The 26,363-nt window shown below is 73.0% G+C and carries 11 protein-coding genes; all 11 read right to left on the reverse strand.

The window, feature by feature from the left end; genetic code table 11:
• Window positions 1–80: 80 nt before the first annotated feature.
• The gene (locus tag NYF13_RS23560; protein WP_315659710.1) at window positions 81–857 is read right to left on the reverse strand and encodes a helix-turn-helix domain-containing protein; all 777 of its coding nucleotides are present in this window, start codon (window positions 855–857) and stop codon (window positions 81–83) included.
• Window positions 858–1,434: 577 nt separating this feature from the next.
• Window positions 1,435–4,206: an AAA family ATPase gene (locus tag NYF13_RS23565; protein ID WP_315659711.1), complete on the reverse strand. Its 2,772-nt coding sequence runs from the start codon at window positions 4,204–4,206 to the stop codon at window positions 1,435–1,437.
• Window positions 4,203–6,482 carry an AAA family ATPase gene (locus tag NYF13_RS23570; protein ID WP_315659712.1) on the reverse strand — a complete coding sequence of 760 codons (2,280 nt, stop codon included), beginning with the start codon at window positions 6,480–6,482 and terminating at the stop codon, window positions 4,203–4,205. Before NYF13_RS23570 ends, NYF13_RS23565 begins: the two co-directional genes overlap by 4 nt.
• On the reverse strand, window positions 6,479–9,181 hold the full coding sequence (locus NYF13_RS23575; RefSeq protein WP_315659714.1) for a LuxR C-terminal-related transcriptional regulator: 2,703 nt from the start codon (window positions 9,179–9,181) through the stop codon (window positions 6,479–6,481). The genes NYF13_RS23570 and NYF13_RS23575 overlap by 4 nt, the downstream gene beginning before the upstream one ends.
• A gap of 127 nt (window positions 9,182–9,308) precedes the next feature.
• Window positions 9,309–9,932: a hypothetical protein gene (locus NYF13_RS23580; protein ID WP_315659715.1), complete on the reverse strand. Its 624-nt coding sequence runs from the start codon at window positions 9,930–9,932 to the stop codon at window positions 9,309–9,311.
• A 340-nt stretch (window positions 9,933–10,272) separates the two neighbouring features.
• Complete coding sequence (locus NYF13_RS23585) at window positions 10,273–11,496, reverse strand: MFS transporter (RefSeq protein WP_315659716.1); 1,224 nt, start codon at window positions 11,494–11,496, stop codon at window positions 10,273–10,275.
• On the reverse strand, window positions 11,493–12,449 hold the full coding sequence (locus NYF13_RS23590) for an ornithine carbamoyltransferase (RefSeq protein WP_315659717.1): 957 nt from the start codon (window positions 12,447–12,449) through the stop codon (window positions 11,493–11,495). The genes NYF13_RS23585 and NYF13_RS23590 overlap by 4 nt, the downstream gene beginning before the upstream one ends.
• Window positions 12,446–19,618, reverse strand: coding sequence for a non-ribosomal peptide synthetase (locus NYF13_RS23595; RefSeq protein WP_315659718.1), 7,173 nt, complete (start codon window positions 19,616–19,618; stop codon window positions 12,446–12,448). The genes NYF13_RS23590 and NYF13_RS23595 overlap by 4 nt, the downstream gene beginning before the upstream one ends.
• Window positions 19,615–24,513 (reverse strand): non-ribosomal peptide synthetase, encoded by a 4,899-nt coding sequence (locus NYF13_RS23600; protein WP_315659719.1) that lies wholly within the window; start codon window positions 24,511–24,513, stop codon window positions 19,615–19,617. The genes NYF13_RS23595 and NYF13_RS23600 overlap by 4 nt, the downstream gene beginning before the upstream one ends.
• A complete protein-coding gene (locus NYF13_RS23605) occupies window positions 24,510–24,719 on the reverse strand; it encodes an MbtH family protein (protein WP_315659721.1) in 210 nt (69 codons plus the stop codon). Before NYF13_RS23605 ends, NYF13_RS23600 begins: the two co-directional genes overlap by 4 nt.
• Window positions 24,716–26,140 carry a condensation domain-containing protein gene (locus NYF13_RS23610; RefSeq protein ID WP_315659722.1) on the reverse strand — a complete coding sequence of 475 codons (1,425 nt, stop codon included), beginning with the start codon at window positions 26,138–26,140 and terminating at the stop codon, window positions 24,716–24,718. Before NYF13_RS23610 ends, NYF13_RS23605 begins: the two co-directional genes overlap by 4 nt.
• Window positions 26,141–26,363 lie beyond the last annotated feature (223 nt).

The following is a 26,363-nucleotide window of genomic DNA, read 5'->3' on the forward strand; positions in this document are numbered from 1 at the left end:
TCACGGGGCACCCCCGGCCCCGGACGCAAAAATTCCTGGTCATCGATCCGATGACCAGGAATGCAGGCTTGGTGATGTGATCAGAAAGAATTTCGCGAGGCGTACACCGTCATCGCCGCGCCGAGCAACTGGCCGCCACGGCTGGTCATCGGATTGTGCCCGGTGATCTTCTCGATCCGGCTCAGCCGGTAGTCGAGCGTGCTGCGGTGGATGTAGAGGTCCTTGGCCGCGCGGCTGCGGTTGAAGTCGGCCCGGATGAGGACGCCGAGGGTCTCCTGCAGCACCGCGCTCGCCATCAGCGGGCGGATGATCTCGACCAGGTTGTGCGCGACCGTGTGGTGCCGCGAAACAGCGTACTCGACGAGGAAGTCGTCGAGGCTGTAGACGCCCGGCTCGCTGCCCGCCGCCTTCGCCAGCTTCAGCACTTCGACCGCCTCCTGGTAGCCGTCCGGGATGTCGCTCCGGAGGCGCCCGGCCGCCGCGCCCCACACCCGGCCGCCCAACCGGCGGCTCAGCTCCCGCACGATCTTCGCGGACCGGCCGCCGTCGTCGGCGTCCGGCACCAGGGCGACCGCGCCGCCCGGACACGGCGTGGACAGCGCCTCCTCCCCGTAGCCGGCCAGGTTCTGGGTGATCACGTCCTGGTCGCGCGGGCTCGCCTGCAGCACGATGACCACGTAGTACGGGGCCAGCAGCGGTTCGACGTGCGGTGGCGCGGAGCCGTCCGCGATCAGCCGCGCGGCGAGGTCGGCGGGCTCCGGCTCGGCCTCCGGGATCGGCTCCGCCGCCGTGGCGGCCAAGAGGTCCCGCAGTTTCGCCCGCAACTCCGGCGAGGCGGCTTCGGCGAGCGAAAGCATGAGGTCCGACAGTTGCCCGCTGGGCGATCCACCTGGGGGAACCAGTCGCAGCGGCCACTCGGTCCTCGACGAAACGAACGGTTCGGCAGAATCTGACAAATCCGCATTCATTGGATTTTCCCATCCCGTTTCCGCCATCGGCGGAGCGCCAGGAAGCCGCACCGGGCAAGCAGCAATATGAAAACCCGGCATCGGCGCGGAACATGTTTCAACTCCCTACCTTTAACGTATTGACGGTAGCTGGTTTCGTCAACTAAACACTCGGTGTTCTCGCGACCGGCCGCACTAAACTCGTGGTGCCGTACCAGTGCCGGGCGGGCCGGGGCGGGCCGCTCTCTCCTGCGGTACGGTCCGCGAGCGAGCGAAGGACCGGCCGCGAGACCGGGAAGCCGGCCGCTGTCCGAGGTACGGCTGTTCTCGCTTCGTCTTGATCAGCGCGTCCGCGCACGGACCCGGCGCACCGGGCCCCGGCGACCGGGATACGCCACGGTTCCCGGTCAGCCCCACCAGCCGCCACCGGAGCGCCGCACCTCCGGCGATTTCTCCGTCACCGCAACGCGACCGACCGGCCCGCAGTTCACACCTGGGCCGCCTGGGCGCGCAGCACCGAGGCCAGCTCCGTGCGCCGCCGCACTCGCAGCTTGCGGAAGGATTTCGTCAGGTGCTTCTCCACCGCGCGCACACTGACCTCCAGCACCCGGGCGATCTCCTGGTTCGTCCGGCCTTCCACGGCCAGTTCCACCACCCGTTGCTCCGCTCGCGTCAGCGCCTCCGCGCCGGAGCGGCGAGCCCGGTCCGCGGCCACCGGGTCCCCGCACTCCACCGCGATCTCCTCGGCCCTGGCCAGCAGTACCGCGGCTTCGTCCGGCTCGATCTCCCGCAGCCGCGCGCCCAGCCGGACCAGCGTGCGGGCCAGCTCGGACCGGTTGGCCGATTTCTCCAGCATTTCCGCCGATTCGCGCAACAGGTCCAGACCGGGCCCGCCGGGCGTCAGGTCGCCGAGCACCCGGGCCGCCCGGCCGATCGCGACGGCCGCGCCCCAGCCGCGCGCCCGCTCGTACTCCAGTTCGGCCAGTTCGCGAGCCTGCTCGGTCTCGCCCAGCTGGCGGTGCAGCGCGGCCGCGGACAGCCGCCACGAGAACAGCCCCGGGTTGCGCCAGCCGGCCTGTTCCAGCTGCCAGCCGATGTCCCGGATGAACGCCAGCCCGGACACCCGGTCCCCGCCCAGGGCGGCCGACATCCCGCGCAGCAGCCCGAGCAGCGCACTCACCAGCACGCTCCGGTCGTCCTCGGGCGGATCGGCCAGCAGCCGCCGGATCAGCTCCGCGTCGCGGTTGATCACCGCGGTCAGCCCGAGCGGCGCCAGGATCGTCGTGCCGGTGCGCGCCCAGTCCGGCGGCGGCCCGGCCATGACGCGGTGCGCGATCTCGCCCGCCTTGGCCAGATTGCCCTGGTTGAGCGACACCAGCGCTCGTTCCGCCTCGATCAGGGTGCGTTCGGCCGCGTCCTCGCACTGGGCCAGCGCGCTGTCCAGCCACGGGACCAGTTCGTCGATCGCGCCCGCCGCGCACAGGACGTCGATCAGCAGCGGGAGGACCCCGTGGATCTGCGCGGGCGCGGCCGGCTCCCGGCGCAGTACCCGCGTGCCGAGCACGGCCACTTCCGCCGCGCTCAGGCCGGAGCACTTGCTGGCGGCGAACAGCAGCACGGTGAGCAGCTCGCGCTCGGCCGGGGAGGAGACCGCGGGATTCGGGCCCAGGTCACGCAGCCGCCCGGCCGCCGCCTGCAGTTCGGCGGGGTCCGACGATCCGATGTGGCGCGCCCGAGCCTCCAGGTGCACGACGAGTTCGTGCGCGCGGCTGCCCGGCGCGCCGGAGGGGCCCAGCTCCGCCGCCACCTGCTCGAGCAGGTCCCGCACGTACGGCGGCGCGTCCGCGAACAACGTCGGCGAGAGCCGGGTCAAGGCCGCGGCCCGGTCTTCCGGCCCACGCAGCAGAGTGGTCGCCTGCGCGACGTGCCGGACCGCGGCGGCCCGATCGGCCCCCAGCTCGGCGGTGGCCAGCGCGACGTGGGCCGCCGCGCGGTCGTCGTCTTCGAGGGTGCCGTCGAGCAGGAGCCGGCGCAGGTACCGGGCGGCGGCTTCCGGGGCGCGGCGGCGGATCGCGGTGTCGGCCGCCTCCCGCAGGGTTTCCACGGCCCACGAAGTGCGAACCGGGAGCACCCCGAGCAACCGCTGCGCCACCTCCTCGACCGGGCAGCCGCCGCGGTGCAGGTCTTCGGCCGCCCGGACGTGCGCGCGTTCGCGTTCGTCGAACGTCATCGACTCGTCGATCATCTCGGAGATCAGCGGCCAGGAGAACCTCGGCCGATCGGCCTCCAGCAGGCCCAAGCGGCTGAGCGTGCGCAAGGCCGGCTCGCAAGCCGCCTCCTCGAAGCCGGTCAGCCGGCTGATCGCGGCGAGGCCGGAATACCGGTCGAGCACGGTGACCGCCTTCGCGACCTGCCACACCGGCTCCGGCTGGGCCTGCAGGCAGGTCAGCAGCCAATCCCGCAACCGGACGGGCCGGATCGGGCCGCCCGGCCCCGGCGGGTCCCCGGCGGCGGCCAGTTCATCGGCCACCGCGGCCACGAACATCGGCAGGCCGCTGGTGTTTTCCCAGCAGCTCTGCGCGAACTGCTCGTCCACGGGCATCCCGGTCCGCTGCGTGAGCAGGGCCCGCACCGAGGCCGCGGTCAGCCGTTGCGGCCGCAGGGTGGCCGCGGCCGCCTCGGCCAGCCGGCGGACCAGCGGTTCGTCGGTCAGGACGTCGCCTTCGCAGACCACGCAGGCCAGCACCACCGGCTGGTGCCGCACCCGGTGCGCCCACCGCGCCAGCCAGCGCAGCGAGGGCTGGTCCGCCTGGTGCAGATCGTCGACGAGCACCAGCACCGGACCGTCGGCGGCGACCTCCGCCAGCACCGCGTCGAACCCGGCCTGCTGCTGCCCGTCCGGGAGATCCCGGCGGACCAGGCCGCCCGCCGGCTCGGCCACGATGGGTGAGGCCGATCCGGACAGCCAGCGCTCGCGGACCGGGGCCGCGGTCCGGAACAGCAGCGGATTCAGCAGCTGGGCGAGCACGCCCCAGGAGAAGTCCCGTTCGTTCCGCGCGCCGCAAGCTCTCAGCACGGTCATCGGCCCGGCTTCGGCGAGCTCGGCGAACGCACGGAGCAACGCCGTCTTTCCCGTTCCGGGCCGGCCCTCGACCAGCAGCACCGATCCCTGGCCCGCCCGCGCGGCACGGAAGGCCGCTTCGGCGGCCGCCAGTTCGCTCTCGCGCTCGAGCAGGGACGGTCTCGACGAGTCGCTCACACCTGCTCCTCCAGGATCTGAGACATCTTCCCGACCCGATCCAGATAGCCCGGCTCCCCCCACTGGCGGGCCAGCGCCTGCTCCTCGGCCACCATCAACTGGGCGTCGACGGGCCGGCCGCACGCCTGGTAGGCGATCCCGGCCAGCAGCCGCCACGAGACCAGCACCGGGTTCACCCATTCCCTGGACAGCATCCGCCGCCCGCATTCCAGGAACAGGTCCAAAGCCTGCTCGGGGGCACCGTCGGCGAGGCGGACGAGACCGGTGGCGTAGAGCGCCTGCGCGCCGCCGACGCTCTGCTCGGTTCCCGCCGGCAGCGGGCCGGCCAGCCGGCTCCGGGCGTCGTCCAGCCGTCCGCGCACCAGGTCCAGCGTCACGCGCAGAGCCCGGGCGTGCCCGGCCACCATCGGATGCCAGCTGTGCTCGGGCAGCACTTGCGTCATCCAGCCGAAGTACTGAGCGGCCTCGTCCCAGCGGTCCTGCCCGAGGGCGACGGCGCCACGCGTGAGCATGGCCCACACCTCGGCCGCCCGCATGCACCGGCGGCGCGCCTCGACCAGGGCCACGTCGAGCTGCGCCGCCGCTTCCCCGGTCGCACCGGCCAGCAGGAGCACCCCGCAGGCCAGCACTCTGACGGTCAACGGCTGCTGCGCCCGCACCGACTTCGCCAAGGCCGCCTCGGCGAGCGAAAGCGCCCGCGTCCGGTCCCGATTGCGCACCGCGAGCCGCCACGCGGTGACCGCGGCCTCCGCGGGGGTCACCGCAGCGGAGCCGTCGGCGAACGAGTAATCCCCGGTGTCCCAAGCGGTCTCCGAGATCAGCCGGCGCAGTGTGCCCAGCGTGCTGCGATCGGCCGGGGCCAGTCCCGGCAGCCTCGCCGCGGTGGTGAGCGTGCGCCCGGCCGCCTCCGGCCGGCCCTGTGAGACGAGCATGTCCGCGGCGCGCAGCCGTGCGGCCGGCGTCGTCTCCTCCGCGAGCAGGATCCGCGCCAGCCGCCGGTGCCCCGCCTCCGGCGCTGTCCCGGCCTCCGCTCCGGCCAGCTCGATCGCGAACTGCGCGGCAACGTCGTCCGCGACCGGTTCTCGCAGGGCCCGCTTCAGAAGGCGGACCGCTTCCTCGTAGTCGTTGCTGCCGTAGAGCCGCCGGGCTTCGCTGTACAGCAGTTCGCCGACGCCGGGGAGACCGGGCGGCGCCCGCAGCGCCACCTTGACCAGCAGTGCGGGGCGGGTGCCGAACGACCGGCTCAGCGTCAGTACCCGGCCGTACAGCTCGGCCCGCTCGGCCGGGTTCAGTCCGGCCAGCAGCCGGTCCGCGACCATGGGTTCGGCGATCCGGATCGAGCTCCCGGAGGCCGGGCCCTCGACGAGGCCCAGCTCCCGCAACACAGCGTCGGCGCGGCCGGCGGCCGACGGGGACAGCCCGGCCGCCGCGCAGACCAGCTGCCAGTCGAATCCCTCGCCGCACAGTGCGATCACCCGGGCCAGCGCCACGGCGTCCGAGCCCGAGCCCGAGTTCAGCAGGTGCAGCACCCGGTCCGCCCAGTCCGCTCCCGCGACGGCCGCGCTGACGGCCAGATCGGGTTCGGCCGCCAGCACCGCCGCGCGCACGACCGAAGGCAGGCCCCGCGTGCGGTCCCGCAGCCGCCGCGCCGACTCCGGGTCGGACGGTCGGCCCGGCACCGCGTCGAGCAGCCGCCGCACGCCGTGCCGGCTCAACGACCGCAGCCGGAGCTGGTAGCACGGGGTCTGCTCGACCGTGGACCCGGCGTCCAGATCCCCGAAGGAGTCCGCCGGCCCCCCGAGTTCGCCGACCGCCACCACGGCCAGCATCGGCGCCCAGCTCAGCCGGCGCCGCAACGACCGCAGACACCGCCAAGACCGCTCGTCCATCCATTCCGCGCCGTCGAACACCAGCATCAGCGGCTGCTGCCGCGCCGCCGTCACGAACCGTTCGCACAGCTCGTCGGCCGACCCCGCCGGCCCCTGGCACACCCCGTCCGGCAGGGCCGAAACCAGGGCACCGACCACGTCCGTGCGCGGCCCGCCCGGCGTCGGCGGGACCCCGGCCGCATACAGCACCCGCACGTCCTGGCCCGCGGCCGCGATCGCCTGGCCCAGCAGCGCACTGCACCCGGCGCCGGGCGGGCCGCTCAAGCGCAGGTAAGCCGAGCGCCCCGCGGACAGCCCGGCCACGGCCGAGCGCAGCACCGCCAGTTCGGTCTCTCGCTCGGCCAACGGCAGTCCCCCGGACATCGCAACCATCGGCGAGGCGATCACGCCGGCTGCACCTCGGCCCGGTTCAGCAGGGCGGCGGCCAGTTCGGCGCGGAGCTCGATGCCGAGCTTCCGGTACACACTGGACAGATGGGTTTCCACCGTGCGCAGGGAAACGAAGAGCTGGTCGGCGATCTCGCGGTTCCGGTCCCCCGCCGCGGCCAGTTCGGCCACGCGCAGTTCGGCGCGGCTGAGCGTGCAGAGCCAGCGCGTGTGCACCCGGCCGCCGGCCGAAACCAGCAGATCCTGGGCCGTCGAGGCCAAGGCGGAGGCACCGGACCGGTTCGCCAGCGCGAGCGCGTCGCGCAGGTGGGCCCGCGCACCCTTCAGGTCGTCGACGCCGAGCAGGGCCCGGCCGAAGACGAGCTTCGCTCGCGCGAGGGTCAGTGGGACCTCGGCGGCACCGAGCAGATCGACGGCCCGGGCCAGCGCGTCCAGCCTCGCCGCACCGCGGCCGGCGACCCCGACGGCGAGCTGCGCCAGACCGGCCGCTTCCGGCGTCTGCCATTCCCGCGCCTGCGCCACGCCGTACTCGGCGAGCTCGGCTGCTTCTCCGGGCCGCTCCAGATCGGTGAGCAGACAGGTCGCCGCCAGCCACCAAGGCGCGAAAACCGGGTTGCGCACTCCCGCGCCGACCAGCCGGCGCCCGCACTCGAGCAGGACGGCGAGCGCCCCCTCCTGATCGCCGCGCCGCCGGCGCAGCGCGACCGAGACCAGCTCGGCTTCCGGGTACAGCCAGCCGAAATGAGCCCGGCGCACCCGGCTCAGCACCGCGCCGGCCCGATCGGGCCGGCCCATCGCCAGCAGCACCGAGGCCAGCCGGACCGCGGGCCACGTCACGGCCTCGGTGTTGCCGGTCCGTTCGGACGCACCGTCCACTGCGGACTCGGCGACGGCCGCCGCGGCCGGCAGCTCGCCCAGCCGTTCGAGCACCAGAGCCCGGGCCGTCAGGTCCCACAGATGAGGCTCGCCCTCGGCGGTGTTCTGCAACCGGTCGAGCGCCGCCAGCGCCTCGCGTGGTTGCCCGGCATAGCTCAGCGCGGCCGCCGCCGGGTAGTGCACGGGCAGTCCCTGCACGAGGGCGCGCCGGGCCCGCCGGGCCACCGCGCCGGCGCACCGGCCGCTGAGCATGGCGGCGTAGGCGGTCAGCCCATCCGCCGTCCGGCTGCCGTAGGAATCGCCGCCCCCGTGCTCCCACGGGCGCGCCAGCACCTCGGCGGTGGTGCTCTCGTCGGCCAGCGCGACCGCGGTCAGCACGGCCCGGAGCCGGCCCCGCAGTTCCTCGTCCCCCCGGCCGCCGCCGGCCTGGTCCAGTTCGGCCCGCAGCCGGTCCAGCACCGCGAACGCTTCCGGGCAACGGAAAGCCGCGAGCGCGGCGGCTCCGTAGATCGGTGCGAGCAGGGCTCTCGCCCGGACGTCCGGGATGCGGTCGAGGGCGTCGCGGAGGAAGCTCGCCGCCGGGGCCGGATCCGCGCCGGCGGCGGACTCGGCCATCCGCAGCAGCGGGTCGGCGTCGATCGAAGGCAGCTCCAGGATCCGCGAGAGATAGCGCATCGCGGTCTGCTGGTCCTCGGCCTGCTCCGCGATCGCCGCTTCGTACAGCACGCGGTGCATCCACGGATCAGGCAGGTCCGACAGAGTCACCAGCAGCCGGGCGACCTTCCCGGCCGGCACTCCCTGCTCGCTGAGCACCGTCGCGGCGCGCCGGCGGAGCCGATCCCGCTCAGCGCCCGAAACCGCCGCCAGCGCCGCGACCGCGAACTCCGGGTGCAGCGGCGCCGCCGTTCCCGGGTGCAGCAGTCCGTCCCGGCGCAGGTCGTCCAGCGCCTCGGCGACCAGCTCACTCGACAGATCGGCCACGACCGGGAGCACCGCGGGATCATCGACTCCGGCGTCGCCGAGCACGGCCAGCGCCCGCAGCACGACCCCGACGTAGGGCTTCCGCTCCTCGACGTACTCCTGAGCCTCGGCTTCCAGGAGCCGTTTCGCCGTCGTCGCGACGCGCGGCACCGCGGCCGCGTCCGGCCGGATCCCCTGCGTGGCCAGTTCGCCGAGCAACCGGCTCAGCCGGCGGGGATTCCCGGCAGTGGCCCGCAGGCAGACCTCGGCGAACCCGGCATCCGGCTCGTCGCCGTACCTCCGCTCCACGACCTGCCGCACCCCGGCGATCGGCAGCGGACCGAGTCGCACGGTCACGGCCTCGTGCTCGGCGACGAGATCCGCGAGCGGGCCCGTCTCCCCCTCCGGCAGCGCCAGCACGACCAGCAGCCGGCCGTCAGCCACCCGGCGCAGCAGGAAATCCAGCCAGTGCACCGAATCGTCGTCCGCCGACACCGCGTCGTCGATCAGCAGCACCGTCAGCCCCCGGGAGCTCGCCGCCAGCACCGGCCGCGCCAGTTCGGCCAGCAGGGGGAAACGGTCGGCCTGCGGTCCGGGCGCCGCATCGATCCCGGCGAACGGGGCCAGCAGCTCGTGGACTACGCCGAACGGACGCGCGGGCGCCGGCGCCGCGGCGCTCAGCACCTCGGCCGCTTCGTCGAACCTCTGTCGCGCCGCCTGCAACAGACTGCTCTTCCCGGCCCCGGCACCGCCGCGGACCAGCGCCAACGGTCTTCTTTCGACCGCGCACGCGAACAGCCGGGCCAGCTCGGGCCCCCGCCCGATCAGCCCCGATGCTCTCGCAGGCTCTCCGCAATCCCGCATGACCGCCCCCCGTCGGTTACCGCTCCACCTCCAGCGACGACATCAAGGCTACTGAAAACATGACATATGCCGGTAACCTGTGTGAAAGAAGAGAAGAACGAGCCAAACTGCTGCGCTTTGTTACTCCTCAGTGCCCAGCCGAGACGGACAGGGCCACCCAGAGGAATACGATGCCCGAAAGGAGCATCCCGGCTCGGGGATCGTGCGGAACGGACAGGAATCGGGCTCCGGCCCGGGGCCGCAGCGCCGGCACGCGCTCCACCACCGCCACCCGGATCCGGCCGGCCAGCGCGGGCAGCGCGGGCAGGCAGGAAATCGCCGCCAGCGCCGGAACCGCCGACGCGCCGGCCGCGACCGGGCCGACCGCGTGCGCGATGACCAGGTGCAGCGTCGCGGTGGACACGATCACCGCGGTACCGGCGAGGTGCACCGACGGTCCGGTCGCGGTCCGCTGCCCGCCCGGTTGCCGGTGCCGGGAAACCGATCGAGCCGCCAGCTTGCGCTGCACCTGGTGGGCCCGGCGCCGCAACTCGAAGGCCTGGTCGAGCCCGATCAGCGCGCCGACCGCGCACAGCACCGGCGCGGTGGCGGCCCCCGCGTGCACCACCTGGCCCAGCACCAGCGCGCCGCCCACGGCCGCGGCGGTCGTCGGCCACAGCCGCCGCAGGGTGGCCCCGCTGAGCAGCACGGCCACCATGCCGAGGACCGAAACCACCGCGGCGGCGGGGAAATCGAGCAGCTTCGACGTCATCCGGCACTCCGTTCCCGCGTCGCCGCAGTCGCGTTCTCGTCGCTTCCCTTACCGGATCAACCCTGCCCGAGCGGGGGGCGAAACGGAGACCGGAGCACCCCCGGAGGCGCGGTAGGGATGTCCCTACCAGGAAAAGCACGAGCACGAATCCCGCGGAAAGACACTCCGCGATTCGCGGAAAACTTCTCCGAAAAATTCGGTTACCTGTTTGGGACCGGTATTGAGGACAGGTTTCCGCTGAGGAATGAGTTCGGCCCCCGGGTCCGGCGGCTTCTCCCCGGTCAGCAGAACGGGGGTTTCCGGCAACGTGCCGGAAACCCCCGCTTCAGCTTCGGTACCCTCACCGCGAGAAGGAACGCACCCCCGGGCTGGCCGCGGCGACCAGGGTCAGGACCGCCATCACCCCGGCGACGGCCAGCACCGTGCCGGTCGCGTGGAACGACGACAGCGCGAATCCGCCCAGCAGGGAGCCGAAAGCCAGCGGCCCGTACGCCAGCAGGCTGGCCACGCTGGTCACCCGCCCGCGCAGGTGGTCCGGCACGATCCCGACCAGGTAGGCGCTCACTCCCACCGTCCACACCGCGCCGATGTAGGACATCGCGCCGTACAGGGCGCCGAGCAGCACCGGGTTGGGCGAGAACAGCGTCAGCGGCACCAGCAGCGCCCAGAGCCCGTTGGCCCCGATGACCAGCGCGGGCAGCGAGATCCGCCGGATCCAGAAGGCCGCGGTCGTCGCGCCGAGCACGCCGCCGATCCCGGAGACCACCGACACCACCGAGGCGGTGGCCTGGGAACCGCCGTGGTCGCGCACCATCACCAGCACCGCCAGCATGAGCACCTGGAACAGCAGGTTGCTCACCGCGATCAGGCCGGCCGCGGCCCGCGCGAAGCGGTTCCCGGCCATCCAGCGCAGCCCTTCCAGCAACGCGGCCAGTGGCTTCTGCGGTTCGGCCGGTGCCGTCGAGACCTGAAGCTTCTTCCTGATCAGCAGCAGCGTGCCGAACGAGCAGGCGTGCAGGACCGCGGTCGAGAGGAACGGCAGCCACTGCGCCACCGCGGCGAGCAGGCCCGCGCCGCCCTGCCCGAGCAGCCCGGCGGCCTGTTCACGGGCCTCGTTGTGCGAGATCGCGGTGGTCAGGTGCTCCTCGGGGACCAGGCTGGGCAGCGCCGCCCGCTCGGCGATCCGGTACACCACGGTCAACGTGCCTTCGATGAACGCCACCACCGAGAGCTGCCAGAAGCTCAGCCCGAACAGCAGCAGCCAGACCGGGATGCTGCCGACCGCGATCAGCCGCCCGACGTCGCAGGCGATCAGCAGCCGCCGCCGGTCGAAGCGGTCCGCCACCACTCCGGCCGGTAGCTGCGCGAGCAGGTACGGCAACTGCGCGACGAAAGCGACCAGCCCGGACTCGGCCGGGGATCCGGTCGCCCACAGCACGACGAGTGGATAGGCGAAGGCGCTCATCCGCGAACCGAGGAAGGACAGCCCGGCCCCGGCCCACAGCAGGTGGAAGTCGCGGTTTCCGCGCAGGCCGCGATCCGTGGTGGTGTCGGCGGCGGTCACCGGCGGACGTCCCGCGCACCGCACCACTCGAGCACGGCCATCGCGCTGAAGAGCTTGAACTGCGCCTGGCGGAAGGCCAGGCTGTGCGGTCCGTCCAGCACGTCGGCGGTGACCTCTTCCCCGCGGTGAGCGGGCAGGTCGTGCAGGAACACCGCCTCCGGGCTGCGTTCCCACAACCCCGCGTGCACGCGGAACGGCTCGAACACCGTGCGCCAGCCCGCATCCGGCTTGCTCGTCCCGGTGGTCTGCCAGCGCGTGGCGTAGATCGCGTCGAACCCACCGGGCAGCGCGGCCATGTCGTGCCGTTCGGCGATCGAGGACCCGTGCCGGGCCGCGAGTTCCGCGGCCCGCAGCTTCACCGGCCCGGGCAATCCGTAGCCCGGCGGCGTGCGCAACTCGAGTTCCGTACCCGGGAACCGGGTCAGGCCCAACGCCAGCGCGACCGCGCTGTTGTTGCCCTCGCCGACGTAGAGCACGCGCAGTCCGTCGAGCCGGCCGAACCGGCAGAACAACGTGGTCAGGTCGGTCAGCCCTTGCGTCGGGTGCTCCTCCACGTTCATCGCGTTGACCACCGGCATGCCGTGGCCGGCCAGCTGTCCCAGCGCGTCCGCGGTCAGCGTGGTCCGCGCGACCAGCACGTCCAGCATCGACGCGAACACCCGGCCGGTGTCGGCCAGCGTCTCGCCGGTGTTGAGCTGGAGGTCGTCCGGACCGTAGGTGATCAGGTGCCCGCCGAGCCGCAGCACACCGCTGGAGAACGCGGTGCGCGTGCGGGTCGAGGTCTTCTCGAAGTACACCCCCACGACGGTCCCGTCCAGCGGGGAGCCGTGCTCCGTCCCCGCCGCGTGCGCGGCCCCGCGTTCGACCAGCGCCCGGAGCTCGCCGCCGTCGAGATCGTCGAGGGACAGCAGGTTCCGGGTGCGCACCCCCGGTGGAGCGATCAACTCGGTCATCGGATCCCTCCGTCGTCGGACATCAAGGTCTGGACGAGTGCGGCCAGCTCGCCCGCCCGGCGCGGGCGCAGGACTTCCTCGTGCTCACCGGCGATCCGGTGCACGGTGAGCCCGCCACCGGACAGAGCCCGCCAGCGCTCCAGGTAGCCGGCGTAGGACAGCCCGCGGACCACCCCGTGCCGTTCCTCGGCGCACTCGTCGGTGATCACGAGCCGGACCGGGGTACCGGCGGGCGGGTAGCGATAGGTGTACATGGCCTCGGTCAGCACTCGCGCCCTTCGCACCTGGCGGCGCATCGTGGTCAGGTCGGCCTCGTCCGCGGAGAGCCCGGCCAGCCGCAGCAGCGACCGGACCTCCCCGGCCGAGGCCAGTTCCGGCTGCTCACACAGCTGAGCCAGCCGGTCGATGAGCGCGTCGCCGGTGACCACCTCGGGCGAAACCGCCGGGTCGCCGATCGGGTCGATCAGCACCAGCGCCGACGCCGGGGTGCCCGACTCCGCGAGCTGCCGGGCCATTTCCCAGGCGAGGGTGGCCCCGGACGACCAGCCGAGCAGCGTGAACGGACCGGTCGGCTGGAGTTCGGCCAGGTAGCGGGCGGCGAGCGCGGCCAGGTCGACCGCCCCCTCGCCGATCGTGTCGGGTGCTTCGAAGGCGGCCACCGGGCGGTCGAGCCGGTCGGCCAGCGGCAGGAACCAGTGCGCGCTGCCGCCCTGCGGGTGCACGCAGTAGAGCGGGGTGCCGGTCCCGGCGGTGCGCAACCAGGCCAGTGCCCGGCCCTCGTCCCCGGGAGCCGCGTCCAGCCGTGCCGCCAGCGCTTCGACGGTCCGGGTTTCGAACACGTCGCGCACCGTCGCGGTGAACCCGGCCGAGCGCAGCGCCGCGACCAGCGTCATGGTGCGGATGGAATCCCCTCCCACGGCGAAGAAATCGTCGGTCACCCCGAGGCCGGACACGTTCAGCACCGAGCCCCAGACCTCGGCGATCCGCCGTTCGATCGCCGTGCGGGGGGCCACGGCCGGTTCTTCGGCCAGGTGCGAGCGGTCCGGGTCGGGCAGGGCCTTGCGGTCGACCTTCCCGTTGGCGGTCAACGGCAGTTCGTCCAGCACGAGCAGCGCCGAGGGCACCAGGTGCTGGGGCACCGTCTTGGCCAGTTCGGTCCGCACGGCCTCCTGGCCCGCGTCGCCCACCAGGTAGCCGACCAACCGGCCGCCCGCCGCCTTCGCCACCGCGTCCCGCACCCCGGGGACCGCGCGCAGCGCCGCCTCGACCTCGCCGAGCTCGACCCGCTGGCCGCGGATCTTCACCTGGTTGTCGCGCCGGCCGAGGAACTCCAGCTGCCCGTCCGGCCGGTAGCGCACGCGGTCGCCGGTGCGGTAGAGCAGGCCGTCCCCGCCGAACGGGTTCTCGACGAACGCCTGCGCGGTGCGGTCCGGGTCGCCGAGATAGCCGTGCCCGACCCCGGCCCCGCCGACGTAGAGCTCGCCCGGCACCCCGATCGGCGTGGGCCGGCGTCGAGCGTCGAGCACGTACAACCGGGTGTTGCGGATCGCCCGGCCGATGGGGACGATCGCGGCGTCCGCGGGCAGCGGTTCGGACACCACGGCGTGCGTGACGTCGTCCGAGCACTCGGTGGGCCCGTAGGCGTTGACCATCGGGATGCCGGGGAACCGCGCGAACCACCGGGTGCACAGGGCCGGCGGCAGCGCTTCACCGGTGACCACGAGCCAGCGCAGGGCCCGCAGCGACGGCACCGTGGCCCCGGAATCCCAATCGTCCAGCGCCGCCCGCAGCAACGAAGGCACCACTTCCAGCACGGTGATCCGCTCGGTCTCGACGGTGGCGAACAACGCGGCCGGATCGGCGGCGCAGGCCGGGGTGACCACCCGCACCCGGCCGCCGGTCACCAGCGCGGCCAGCATCTGCCAGATCGAAACGTCGAAGGTCAGCGGCGCATTCTGCACCACCGAGTCCTCGCCGCCGAGACCGAGATCCTCGATCTTGGCCAGCAGGTGGTTGACCATGCCGCGGCGGTGCACCATCGCGCCCTTGGGCGCGCCGGTCGAGCCGGAGGTGTAGAGCACGTACGCCAGGTCGTCCTCGCCGCCCAGCAACGGCAGCAGGTCCTCGCGCTGCTCGTCGCGCAGCGCGACGATCCGGGCGTTCCGGCCCGCGGCCGCCCGAGCGGCGTGCTCGGCGTGTTCCGGCGCCGCGAGCACGATCTGCGCCCCGCTGTCGGTGAGGAGCCGCGTGGTGCGGGCTTCCGGCGCAGCCGGGTCGAGCGGGAGGTAGGCCGCCCCCGCGCCGAGCACGCCCAGCACCGCGGAGACGAACCGGACGCCGGGCTCGGCCAGCACGGCGACCAGCGAGACCGGTCCGGAATCGTTCAGCCGCGCGGAGATGGCGTTCGCACGGGCGACCAGCGCGCGGTAGGTCACCGCTTCCCGGTCGTCGGTCACCGCGATCGCGTCCGGCTGCCGCCGGGCCGTCTCCCGCACCCGCTCGACGAGCCCCTCACTGCCGAGCGGGCGATCGGTGCGGTTCCACGCGCGCAGCACCAGGTCCCGCTCGCCGGCGGGCAGGGCCGCCTCGTGCGCGTCGCCGTCCGGGTCGGCGATCATCGACTCCAGCACGGTCCGGAACATCGCGAGCAGCCGGTTCCCGCCGGCGCGGGCCAGCACGTCGGTCCGGGCGTGCACCATCAGCCGGTTGCCCATCACCCCCATGCTCAGCCCGAACTCGTTCGGGCTGTCGTCGAGCACGGTCGTCTGGTCCACCAGGCCGAGGTCGACCACGTGGAAGTCCAGGTAGATGAAGAAGGTGTCGACCAGCCGCTCGGCGGCACCGGAGTCGCGCTGCATCTCCGGCAGCGGGAAGCGCCGGTGCGGCCACAGCCGCGTCTGCCCGTCGTAGGTCGCCCGGATCAGCTCGCCCCAGGTCGCGGCCGAGCGGTCGAACGCGTAGGGCACCGTGTTGAGGTACATGCCGAACACGCGGTCGGCGCCGAGCAGCTCCGGCCGGGTGTCGCAGACCAGGCCGGTGCTGAACGCCTCCTGATCGGTGATCATGCTCATCACCTTCAGGTACGCGGCGTGCCAGACGCTCTTGACCGACACCCCGAGCGAGACCGCGAGCGCGTGCAGGTCGCCGGCCAGGTCCGCGCACGGCAGATCGATCCGGTACGGCACGCCCGGACCGGGCTCGCGCCAAGCCTGCGGCAGCTCCAGCTTCGGCTGGGCCGCCACCAGCTCCCGCCAGTACCCGCGGTCCGCGGCCGAGTCCACCGAGGTGAGTTCCGCGGCGATGAAATCGGCGTAGCGGACCTCCGGCAGCGCGGGCAGATCCGGGTCGAGGCCGTCCCGCAGCCGGCCGTAGGCGGTCAGCACCTCCATCAGCAGCGAGTGGAAGCTCCAGCCCTCCAGCACCGCGTGGCATTCGGTGATGGAGATCCACCAGCCTTGGTCCACTACGTGCGCGAACAGCCGGATCAACGGCGGGCGGGCGAGGTCGAACAGCTCAGCCCGTTCGGCGGCGGTGAACTTCCGCAGCTGCGCGAGCTGGGCCGGTTCGGCCAGGCCGCGCAGGTCACGCCGGCCCGCCGAGGTCGGGACCCCGGCGTGGACGAGCTGCATCGGCACCGAGAACGAATCCACGTCGAGCGCGGTCCGCAGCACCTCGTGCCGCTGCACCACCAGCGCCGCGGCGGCGCGGAAAGCCGTGAAGTCGAAGGGCCGGTCGTCCTTGATCTGGAACGAGCTGATGTTGTGGTAGACGTTGTCCGAGCCGCCGGCCAGCATCTCCACCAGCATGCCGATCTGCACCTGGGACATCGGGTAGGCGTCGGCGATTCCCGGGCCGACCAGCGCGCGGTCGGCCTCGGACAGCAGGGCGAACGGCTCGACCGCGGTGTCGATCGGGGCGGGCGCGGCCCTGTCCTCGCAGTACGCGGCCAGCTCGGCGACCGTGCGGTGCTGGAAGACGTCCTGCACCGACACGTCGAACCCGGCCGTGCGCAACGCGCCGACCAGGGCCACCGCGCGGATCGAGTCACCGCCGATCTCGAAGAAGCCGTCGTGCACGCCGAGCGTGCCGATCTGCAGCGTCTCGCGCCAGACCGTGGCCATCCGCGCTTCGGTCACCGTCCTCGGCGCCGTGGCTTCGCCCCGCCCGCGAGCCGCCGAGCCGTCCGGTTCGGGAAGCGCCCTCTGATCCAGTTTTCCGTTGGCGGTCAGCGGGATGCGGTCGAGCACGACGTAGGCGGCCGGGATCATGTACTCCGGCAGCGACTTCGCCGCCTCCGCGCGCAACTCGCCCGGCTCGGGCGCGGTTCCGGCCGCGACCAGGTAGGCCACGAGCCGCTTGTCGCCCGGCGTGTCCTCGCGCAGCACCACGACGGCGTCCCGGACCGCGGCGTGCCCGGTCAGCGCCGCGGCGATCTCGCCCAGCTCGATCCGGAACCCGCGCAGCTTGACCTGGCGGTCGATCCGGCCGAGGAACTCCAGCCGGCCGTCCGGCCGCCGGCGGGCCAGGTCGCCACTGCGGTAGAGCCGCTCGCCCGGCGCACCGAACGGATCGGGAACGTACCGCTCGGCGGTCAGCTCCGGCCGGCCGAGATAACCCCGGGTCACCCCGTGCCCCCCGACGTGCATCTCACCGGCCGCGCCGGGCGGAACGAGGTTGCCGTGCCGGTCCAGCAGGTGGATCCGCTCGCCGCCGAGCGGAAGGCCGACCGGGTTTCCCGCGCCGGGCTCGAAGTCCTCCTCGGCCAGTTCGTGGAACGTGGAGTGCACGCAGGTCTCGGTGATGCCGTACATGTTGACCAGCACCGGGCGGCGCAGGCCGAATCGCCGCACCCACGGTGCGAGGTCACGCTGCTCCAGCTTCTCCCCGGCGAACACCACCGCGCGCAGGGCCAGCTCGTCCAGTCGCGGGTCCCCCGCTTCCGCGGCGGACACCAGCGAGCGGAACGCGGAAGGCGTCTGCGACAGCACCGTCACCTGCTCGCGAACCAGCAGGTCGAGGAAGTCCTCGGGCGATCGGGAGACGGCGAGTGGGACCACGACGAGTTTCCCGCCGTTCACCAGCGCGCCCCACATCTCCCAGACCGAGACGTCGAACGCGTAGGAGTGGAACATCGACCAGCGGTCGCCGGTCCCGAACCCGTAGTGCGGCTGGGCGGCGGTCAGCAGGCCGTGCACATTGGCGTGGGTGACGCACACGCCCTTCGGTTTCCCGGTGGAGCCCGAGGTGTAGATGACGTACGCGAGGCTGTCCGGCCCGCCCAGCGGTTCCGGCGCGGCTTCCGGAGCAGCGGCCAGCGCCGCCGCGTCCTGGCCGTCGAGCACCACGACCCGGCCGGAATGGACCTCCCGCACCAGGTCCAGGTGCGCGGCCGTGGTGACCACGACCGGCGCGGCCGCGTCCTCGATCATGAACCGCAGCCGATCGGCCGGGTAGGCCGGGTCGAGCGGGAGGTACCCGGCGCCGGACGCGGTGACGCCCAGCAGGGTGGGCACCAGGTCCGGACCGCGGTCGAGGCAGACGCCGACCAGCGTCTCCGGTCCGGCGCCGAGCCCGCGCAGGTGATGGGCGAGCCGGTTGGCCCGGCTTTCGAGTTCACGGTAGGTCAGCCCGGCCCCGTCGCAGGCGACCGCGATCGCCTCCGGGGTCCGCCCGGCCTGTTCGGCGAAAGCTTCGTGCAGGCAACGGGGTTCCGAGCCGGGCCCGGCCGGGCCCGCCTGCCGCACCAGCCGGGCGCGCTGCGGTTCGGGCAGGACCGACAGCTCGTGCACCGCGGCGGTGGGCGAGGCGGCGATGCTCTCCAGCAGGCACACGTAGTGCTCGGCCAGCCGCTGCGCGGTGGACTCGTCGAACAGGTCGGTGGCGTACTCGACCTTCCCGCCGATCGAGCCGTCGGGAAGCTCCATCAGCCGCAGCGCCAGGTCGAACTTCGACACCTGCCACTTCAGGTCCACGTACTCCGCGCGCACCCCCGCCATCTCCCCGCCGGCCACCGGCTGCGTGTGCAGGGTGAACGCGACCTGGAACAGCGGAGTGGCCGACAGGTCGCGCTCCGGCTGCAACTCCTCGACCAGCCGGCTGAACGGCACGGCCTGCCGGTCGAGTGCCTCCAGCACGGTGACCCGGTTGCGCGCCAGCAAGTCTTCGAACGAGGGCTCACCGGCGATCCGCATGCGCAGCGCCAGCGTGTTCATCACGTAACCGAGCAGGCCGGTCAGCTCCGGGTGGTCACGACCGGACACGACGGTGCCGACGACGATGTCGTCCTGACCGGTGTAGCGGGCCAGCAGGTACTGGAAGGCGGTCAGCAACAGCATGAAACCGGTGGCGTCGGCCGAGCGGGCCAGCGCCCGCAGCTCGGCCGCGACGCGCGGCTGGACGTGCAGCGGCACGCTCTCCCCGTGCCAGCTCCGCACCAGCGGCCGCGGGCGGTCGCTCACCAGCTCCAGGCGGGGCAGGTCGGCCAGTTGATCACGCCAGTACCACAACTGCTGCTCGACGGCCCGGTCCGAGTGGGCGTCCTGCTGCCAGGCGGCGAAGTCGGCGTACTGCACCGCGGGGGGCGGCAGCGGCGACGGGCGGCCCGAGGCGAACGCCTGGTACAGCGCGCCGAGTTCGCGCAGCAGCACCTCCTGGGTCACCTCGTCGGAAGCGATGTGGTGCAGCACCACCAGCAGCAGGTGGTCCTGCCCGCCGATGCGCAGCAGGGTCAGCCGCAGGGGGTGGTCGTTCTCCAGGTCGAACGGCCGTAGCGCCTCCCGCTCCGCCTGCGCCAGGGCCTCGGTCTCGTCGGCCGCGGCCAGATCCGCCCACTGCGGGGCGGACGGCGGGTCGACGACCTGCACCGGTCCGGCCCCTTCGAGCACGTAGCGGGTGCGCAGGATCTCGTGCCGGGCGACGAGTTCGGTCCAGACCCGGCGCAGCGCGCCGGTGTCCAGCGGACCGCGCAGCCGCAGCGCCAGCGGCACCAGGTATTCCGGGCTGCCCGGATCGAGCCGGTTGAGGAACCACTGCTGGCGCTGCCCGAAGGACAGCCGCAGCGGGGCCGCCCGGTCGGCGCGGCCGATCGAAAGCCGGTTGCCCGCCGCGCTGCCCGCCAGCCGGCGGCGCACCAGTTCTTCCCGGTAGAGTTCGGTTTCCTGCATGGTCATCGCTGAGTCTCCTCGCCGCGCGCGCGTACCTCGGCCGCGCTGAGTCCATCGATCTCGGCGCGGATCCGCGCTTCCACCGCTTCGGCCAGCCCGGCTACGGTCGGCGCGTCGAACAGGGTGTGCATCCCGATGTCTAGGCCGAACTCCTGGCGCAGCATGGACATCACGGTGGCCGCGGTCAGTGAGTGCCCGCCCAGGTCGAAGAAGTTGTCGTGCACGCCGATGCGCCGGTCGAACACCCGCGCCCAGATCGCCGCGATCCGGCGCTCCGCCACCGTGCTCGGCGCTTTGCGGTCCGGACCAGCCGGGGCGGACGCCTCCGGCGCGGGCAGGGCCCGGCGGTCGACCTTGCCGTTCGTGGTCAGCGGCAGGGCGGTCATCGGCACGAACAACCCGGGCACCTCGTGCCGCGGCAGCGACTGCGCCACGAAAGCCGCCAGGTCGTCCGCCCCGCCGACGTGGTAGGCGACCAGCTGCTGTCCATTGAGGACGACCACCGCCTCGCGCACCTCGGGGTGCGCCAGCAGCGCCGCTTCCACCGAGCCGAGTTCGACCCGGTATCCGCGCACCTTGACCTGGTTGTCCGCGCGGCCGCGGAACTCCACCTGGCCGTCGGGCAGCACGCGGCCGAGATCGCCGGTGCGGTAGAGCCGGGTACCGGCCGCGCCGTAGGGATCCGGCAGGAACTTCTCCGCGGTGAGCGCGGTCCTGCCCGCGTATCCTCGCGCGACCCCGACCCCGCCGACGTGGATTTCCCCGACCACGCCGACCGGGACCACGTTGAGCTGCTCGTCGAGCACGTGCATGGTGGTGTTCGGGATCGGGCGGCCGATCGACAGGAACTCGTGGGGCGGCTCACCCGGCTCGGGGAACAGCGCGGAGTTGCCCACGGTGATCTCGGTCGGCCCGTATTCCGCGGCGAACCGCGCGCCGGGCCGGCCGGTGACCGCGCGCCAGCGTTCGGCCAGGGCCGCGGGCACCCAGTCCCCCGCGGCGCAGACCAGCTCGGCCAGCGGTGCGGGCCCGGCGTCGGCCAGCTGCCCGAGGATCAGTTCCAGTTGCGCCGGCGCGAGTTTCACGAAGCTGAACGGCCCGGCTTCGGCCAGCGCCGCGCCCAGCCCGGTCAGGTCGAAGTCCTGCGGGAACAGCCGCACGGGCTGTCCGGTCAGCAGGGGCGTGTACAGGTTCGGCAGGCCGAGGTCGAAGGCGACCGAGGTGAACAACGGCGCACCGCCGGTGCCGTACGCGGCGTACGCACCGACTGTCCACTGGAGATAGTTCGCCAGCCCGCGGTGCTCGACCGAGACGCCCTTCGGCGTGCCGGTCGAACCCGAGGTGTAGATCAGGTAGGCGAGCCGGTCGAGCCCGTCGCCGGGAAGAGCGGCCGGGGCTTCGCCCGGCTGCCGGTCCAGCTCGCCGCGGTCACGGTCGACTAGCACCTGCCCGCCGGCGAAACCTTCGGAGCGCTCGACCAGTTCCAGGTCCGAGACCAGCACGGCAGCACCGGAGTCGGCCAGTGCGTGCTGCACCCGGCCGGCCGGGAAGGACGGGTCCAGCGGAACCTGCGCGCCGCCGGCCTTCCAGATTCCCAGCAGGGCGGCCACCAGGTCCGGCCCACGCCCGAGCAGCACGCCGACCGTGGTGCCGGCCGTGACCCCCCGCTCGCGCAGCACCCGCGCGAACCGGTTCGCCTCGGCGTCCAGTTCGGCGTAGGTGACCACACCGCCGTCGTGCTTCAGCGCCACCGCGTCGGGTGTGCGCGCGGCCTGCTCGGCGATCGCCACGTGCACCGGAACCGGCGGCAGTTCGGCGGTCGTGTCGTTCCACGAGCCCAGCAGCAGTTCCCGTTCGGGCGCGGCGACGAGTTCCGCCACGCCGATCGGCGTGTCCGGCGTGGTGGCCAGCGATTCGGCCAGCTGCACGAAATTCGCGCCGAGACGGGTGATGGTCGCCTGGTCGAACAGCGCGGTCGCGTACTCCAGGATGCCGTCGACGGCGCCGTTCGCGTGGGTGCGCATGATCAGGGTCAGATCGGTCTTCGCGACGTTCCAGATCGACTGCATGAACTGCGCGTCCACCACGTTCGTGTTGGCTTCGGCCAGCCCGCCGTCGTGCAGGTCGAAGATGACCTGGTAGACCGGGGTCCGGGACAGGTCACGGCTCGGCTGGACCTCCTCCACCAGGCGCTCGAACGGCAGGTCGGCGTGCCCGAACGCGCCGACGCACACCGCGCGCACCCGGGTCAGCGCCTCGGTGAAGGAGAGCTCCGGGGTCAGGTTCGCCCGCAGCACCAGGGAGTTGAGGAAGAAGCCGACCGCGCGGTCCGACCCGGGAGCGGTGCGTCCCGCCACCGGCGTGCCGACCACCACGTCCCAGGTTCGGCAGTACCGGGCCAGCAGCACGCTGAACACGGTCAGCAGGGTCATGAACGGGGTCGCTCCGGCGGTGCGCCCCTGCTCCAGCAGCGCACTCGCGATCTGCGGCGGCAGCGTGAACTTCAGCACGGCGCCGTCGGAATCGCGTTCGGCGGCGCGCGGGCGATCCACCGGCAGCTCCAGCAGCGGCAGCCCGGCCAGGGCCTCTCGCCAGTACGCCAGCTGCTCCTCCAGCAGGCGGCCGGTCAACGCGTGCCGCTGACGAACCGAGTGGTCGGCGTACTGCAGGGTGGGCGCCGGCAGGTCCGTCTCGCCCGCGCACAGCCGCTCGAACTCCTCGGCCAGCACCACCAGCGACTGACCGTCGACCGCGATGTGGTGCGCGGTGATCAGCAGGATTCCTTCGAGCCCGGGGCGCGCGAGCAGCAGCGCGCGCCACAGCGGGCCTTCGGCGAGGTCGAACCCCCGGACCAGCTCCGCGCGGAACAGCGCCACCTTCGACGGAACGCCGCGTACGACCCGCAGCTCGACGGCGGCGGGCGGGTCGATCACCTGCCAGGGTTCGTTGTCCTGCACCACGTACCGCGTGCGCAGCACCTCGTGCCGCGCGGCGAGCCCGTTCAGCGCGCCCTGCACGATTTCCGGATCGATGTCGGCCGGCACCCGGAGGAACAGCGGTACGACGTACTCCTGGTCGCCCCGGCGAAGCTGCTCCAGGAACCACAACCGCCGCTGCCCGAACGACAACGGCAAGCGCCCGGCCGGCCGGGCGGGCTGTTCCGGCGCGACGTCGATGTCCTTGGTCATCAGGAGGGCGGCCTGCGCACCGACCGTGGAAGCGGCGAACAGGTGCCGGACTTCGAGGTGCCGGCCGGTCTTCGCGCGCAGCACCTCGGCCAGCCGGGTGATCAGCAAGGAATGGCCGCCGAGCTGGAAGAAGTCGTCGTCGACGCCGACCTGGTCGGCCTCGAGCAGCTCCGCCCAGACTTCCGCGACGGTCTGTTCGGCGGCGGTCGAGGGCGCCCGGAAACCCGGACGGCCGGGCGGCTCGGTCAGCTCGATCGCGCGCAGCGCGGCCCGGTCCACCTTGCCGCTGGTCAGCATCGGCAGCTCGGCGACCGGCACCACCAGGGTGGGCACCAGGTGCTCGGGCAGCCGGCCGCGCAGGAAGGTGCGCAGGGTCGCGGGCTGGATCTCGCCGATCACGAACGCCGCCAGTCGCAGATCGCCCGCCGGGCCCGGCACGGCGAGCACCGCGCCGCCCCGCACCGCGGGGTGGGCGCGCAACGCGGCCTCCACCTCGCCCGGCTCGACCCGGACGCCGTTGACCTTCACCTGGTCGTCCAGCCGGCCGAGGTAGGCCAGTGTCCCGTCGGACCGCCAGCGGGCGCGGTCGCCCGTGCGGTACAGCCGGGATCCGGGCGGGCCGAACGGATCCGGCACGAACCGCTCGGCGGTCAGCTCGGGCTGCCCGACGTAACCGAGACCGACCCCCGCGCCGCCGAGGTACAGCTCGCCGGTCAGCCCGATCGGGGTCAGCTCGCCGTGTTCGTCGAGCACGACGACGTGCGCGCCGGTGATCGGCGCGCCGATCGGCACCGGGCCCGCGGTCTGCCCGGGGTCGCACCGGTAGGCGGTGACGTCGATCGCGCATTCGGTGGGACCGTAGGTGTTCCACAACTCCACCGGGACCTTCGCCCACACCTGCTGGCACAGCTCGGCGTGCAGCGGCTCCCCCGCGGAGAACAGCAGCCGCAGCGAGGTGCACTCGGCCAGCCGGTCCTGGCCGACCAGCAGCCGCAGCAGCGACGGGACCACCTGCAGCACCGTCACCTCGTCCCGGATGACCGCGTCGACCATGGCCGCCGGGTCCCGCTCGGTGCCGGCCGGGGCCAGCACCACGGTGCCGCCGCTGACCAGCGGGGCGAAGATCTCCCAGCCGGCCGCGTCGAACGACAGCGAGGTCTTCTGCAGCACCCGGTCACGCTCGGACAGGCCGTGCGTCCGCACCGTCCACCACACCCGGTTGGCGATCCCGCGCTGCGTGACCACCACGCCCTTGGGCTTGCCGGTCGAACCGGAGGTGTAGATGAGGTAGGCCGGGCGGTCCGGTGCCGGCGGCCGGTGGTCGAGCGACGGCGGCTCGCCTTCGGCGGCGGACAGCTTCGCGACGGACTCGTCGGTCAGGACGATCCGGCAGCCGGCCTCTTCGACGATGCCGGCGATCCGCTCCGCCGGGTGGTCCGGGTCGATCGGCACGTAGGCTCCGCCGGCTCGCCACACCCCGAGCAACGCGGCCACCAGGTCGATCCCGCGCCGCAGCCGCACGCCGACCGCCTCGCCGGGGGCACAGTCCTGTTCGGACAGTGCCGCCGCCACGTGCCCCGCGCGGCGTTCGAGCTCGGCGTAGCTGGCGGTGTCCCAGCCGTCGATCGCGGCGACCGCGTCCGGAGTGCGGGCCGCCTGGACCGCGAATGCCTCGTACAGCGGAATCTCCACCTCAGCCGGGTTTTCGCTCATCCCCGGGCCTCGCTGGTGCGCGTGCTCAGCGGTCGCAGGTCCTGCCAGACCGCACCGATGCGGGCGAGGCAGTCTTCGCGGGAACCTTCGGTGCCTTCGGCCCGCCAGCCGTCCGGCAGCTCGCGCCGTGATGGCCACAGCGAGTACTGCTCTTCGCTGTTGACCACGACGCGGTAGCCGTGGCTGTTGTCGCCGGGGTTGCTCATTTCAGTCCTCCGTAGGAAGCAGCGGTCAGGTCGGACCGGCCGGTGGCGAAAGCGAGAAGCCGGGCCCGTTCGTCGGCGTCGAGCAGCGGCACCTCGGCCACGGGCCGGCCGGCATCGGCGTGGGCCGCGCGGATCAGCTGCCGGTAGTACCCGCCCAGCCGGGCGATCGTGGCGGGGTCGAACAGATCGGTGTCGTACTTGAGCGCACAGCGAACGGAGGTGCGGTCGCGAACCAGCTCCAGCGTCAGGTCGAACTGCCCTTCCTGCTGCGGCAGATCGTGCCCGGAGAGCCGGAGCCCGGCGTAGTCGGCGGTGGCCCCGTGCCCGGCCGCGGCGAGGGTGAGCAACGGCGACTGCCGCCCGACGGTGAGCGTGGTGGTCAGCACCTGGAACAGTCCCGAAGTACCGCTGGTCCGGGTCAGGCCGAGTTCCTGCGGCAGCAGCGCCGACGGGTAGTCCACCCGGGCCATGCCCTCGCGCAACTGGCCGTTGGTCTCGGCGAACACGTCCCGGAAACTCGCGTCCGGCCCGACCCGGGTGCGCAACGGGATCGCGTTGACGAAGTGGCCCGCCACGCCCAGCCGGTTCAGTCCCATCGTGGACGTGGCCGCGCAGCCGATCAGGAAGTCCCGCTGGCCGGAGCAGCGGTACAGCAGCACCTGGAACAGCCCGATCAGGTAGCGCGCCGGCGTGGTGCGGTTCGCCCGTGACGCCGGGATCAGCTCGTCGACGATGTCCGGCGGCATCTGGAACACGTGGGTACCGCCGAGCAGCCGCGGCCGGCCCAGTCGGGGCCGATCGACCGGCAGGTCCAAGACCGTCTGCGCGTCCGCGCACACCTCCCGCCAGTACCCCGCGAGCTCGGCGGCCCGCGGGGAGTCGAGAAGTCTCCGCTCGGCCGCGACGAAGTCGTGGTACCCGGCCGTGAGCGGCGCCCAGCCCGGAGTGCCGCCTTCACGCAGCGCTTGATAGGCGTCGAGCAGATCCTGCAGCACGAGCACCTGCGAAGGACCGTCGAGCGCGATGTGGTGACAGACGAACACCAGCATCGCGTCGTCCGGCGCCCGGCGAAGCAGCACGAGCCGGGCGGGCCCGTCCGTCGGCAACCGGAACGGCCGGACGACCTCGATCTGGGCCAGTGCGGCCAGCTCGTCCTCGGACACCGCGCCGACGTCCCGCACCTCCAGCCGCAACAGCCCGCCGTCCCGGACCACCCGGCGCGGCACCCCGTCGATCTCGGTGAACGTGGACCGCAGGATGTCGTGCCGCTGCGCGGTCTCCCGGACCGCCCGGCCGAGGGCGGGCAGGTCCAGCCGGTCGTGCAGGCCGACCGCGTAGACCAGGTGGTAGGCGGCGCTGTCCGGGGCCATCCGGTTGACGAACCACAACGCCTCCTGCCCCACCGACAGTGCTCGTTCCATGCTCGTCCCGTCCTGGCGCGCGGACCGGCACCGGGCGGCCCGCGGCACCGGCTAGTGCGGCGTCGTTCGCTTTCCGACCACCTTGCCCACCACCGATCCCGGCCACATCGCCCATGTTGCTATCGGCTCCCCGAGGCGGCGCGGGGTGACCACATGGGTGATGTGGGATACCGGCCGCGCGGTGACGCTCGGCTGGCCCAGACACTTTCCCAGGTTGTTTTCG

The organism is Amycolatopsis sp. PS_44_ISF1 (assembly GCF_032335455.1).
In the GTDB taxonomy this organism is placed as follows: Bacteria; Actinomycetota; Actinomycetes; order Mycobacteriales; family Pseudonocardiaceae; genus Amycolatopsis.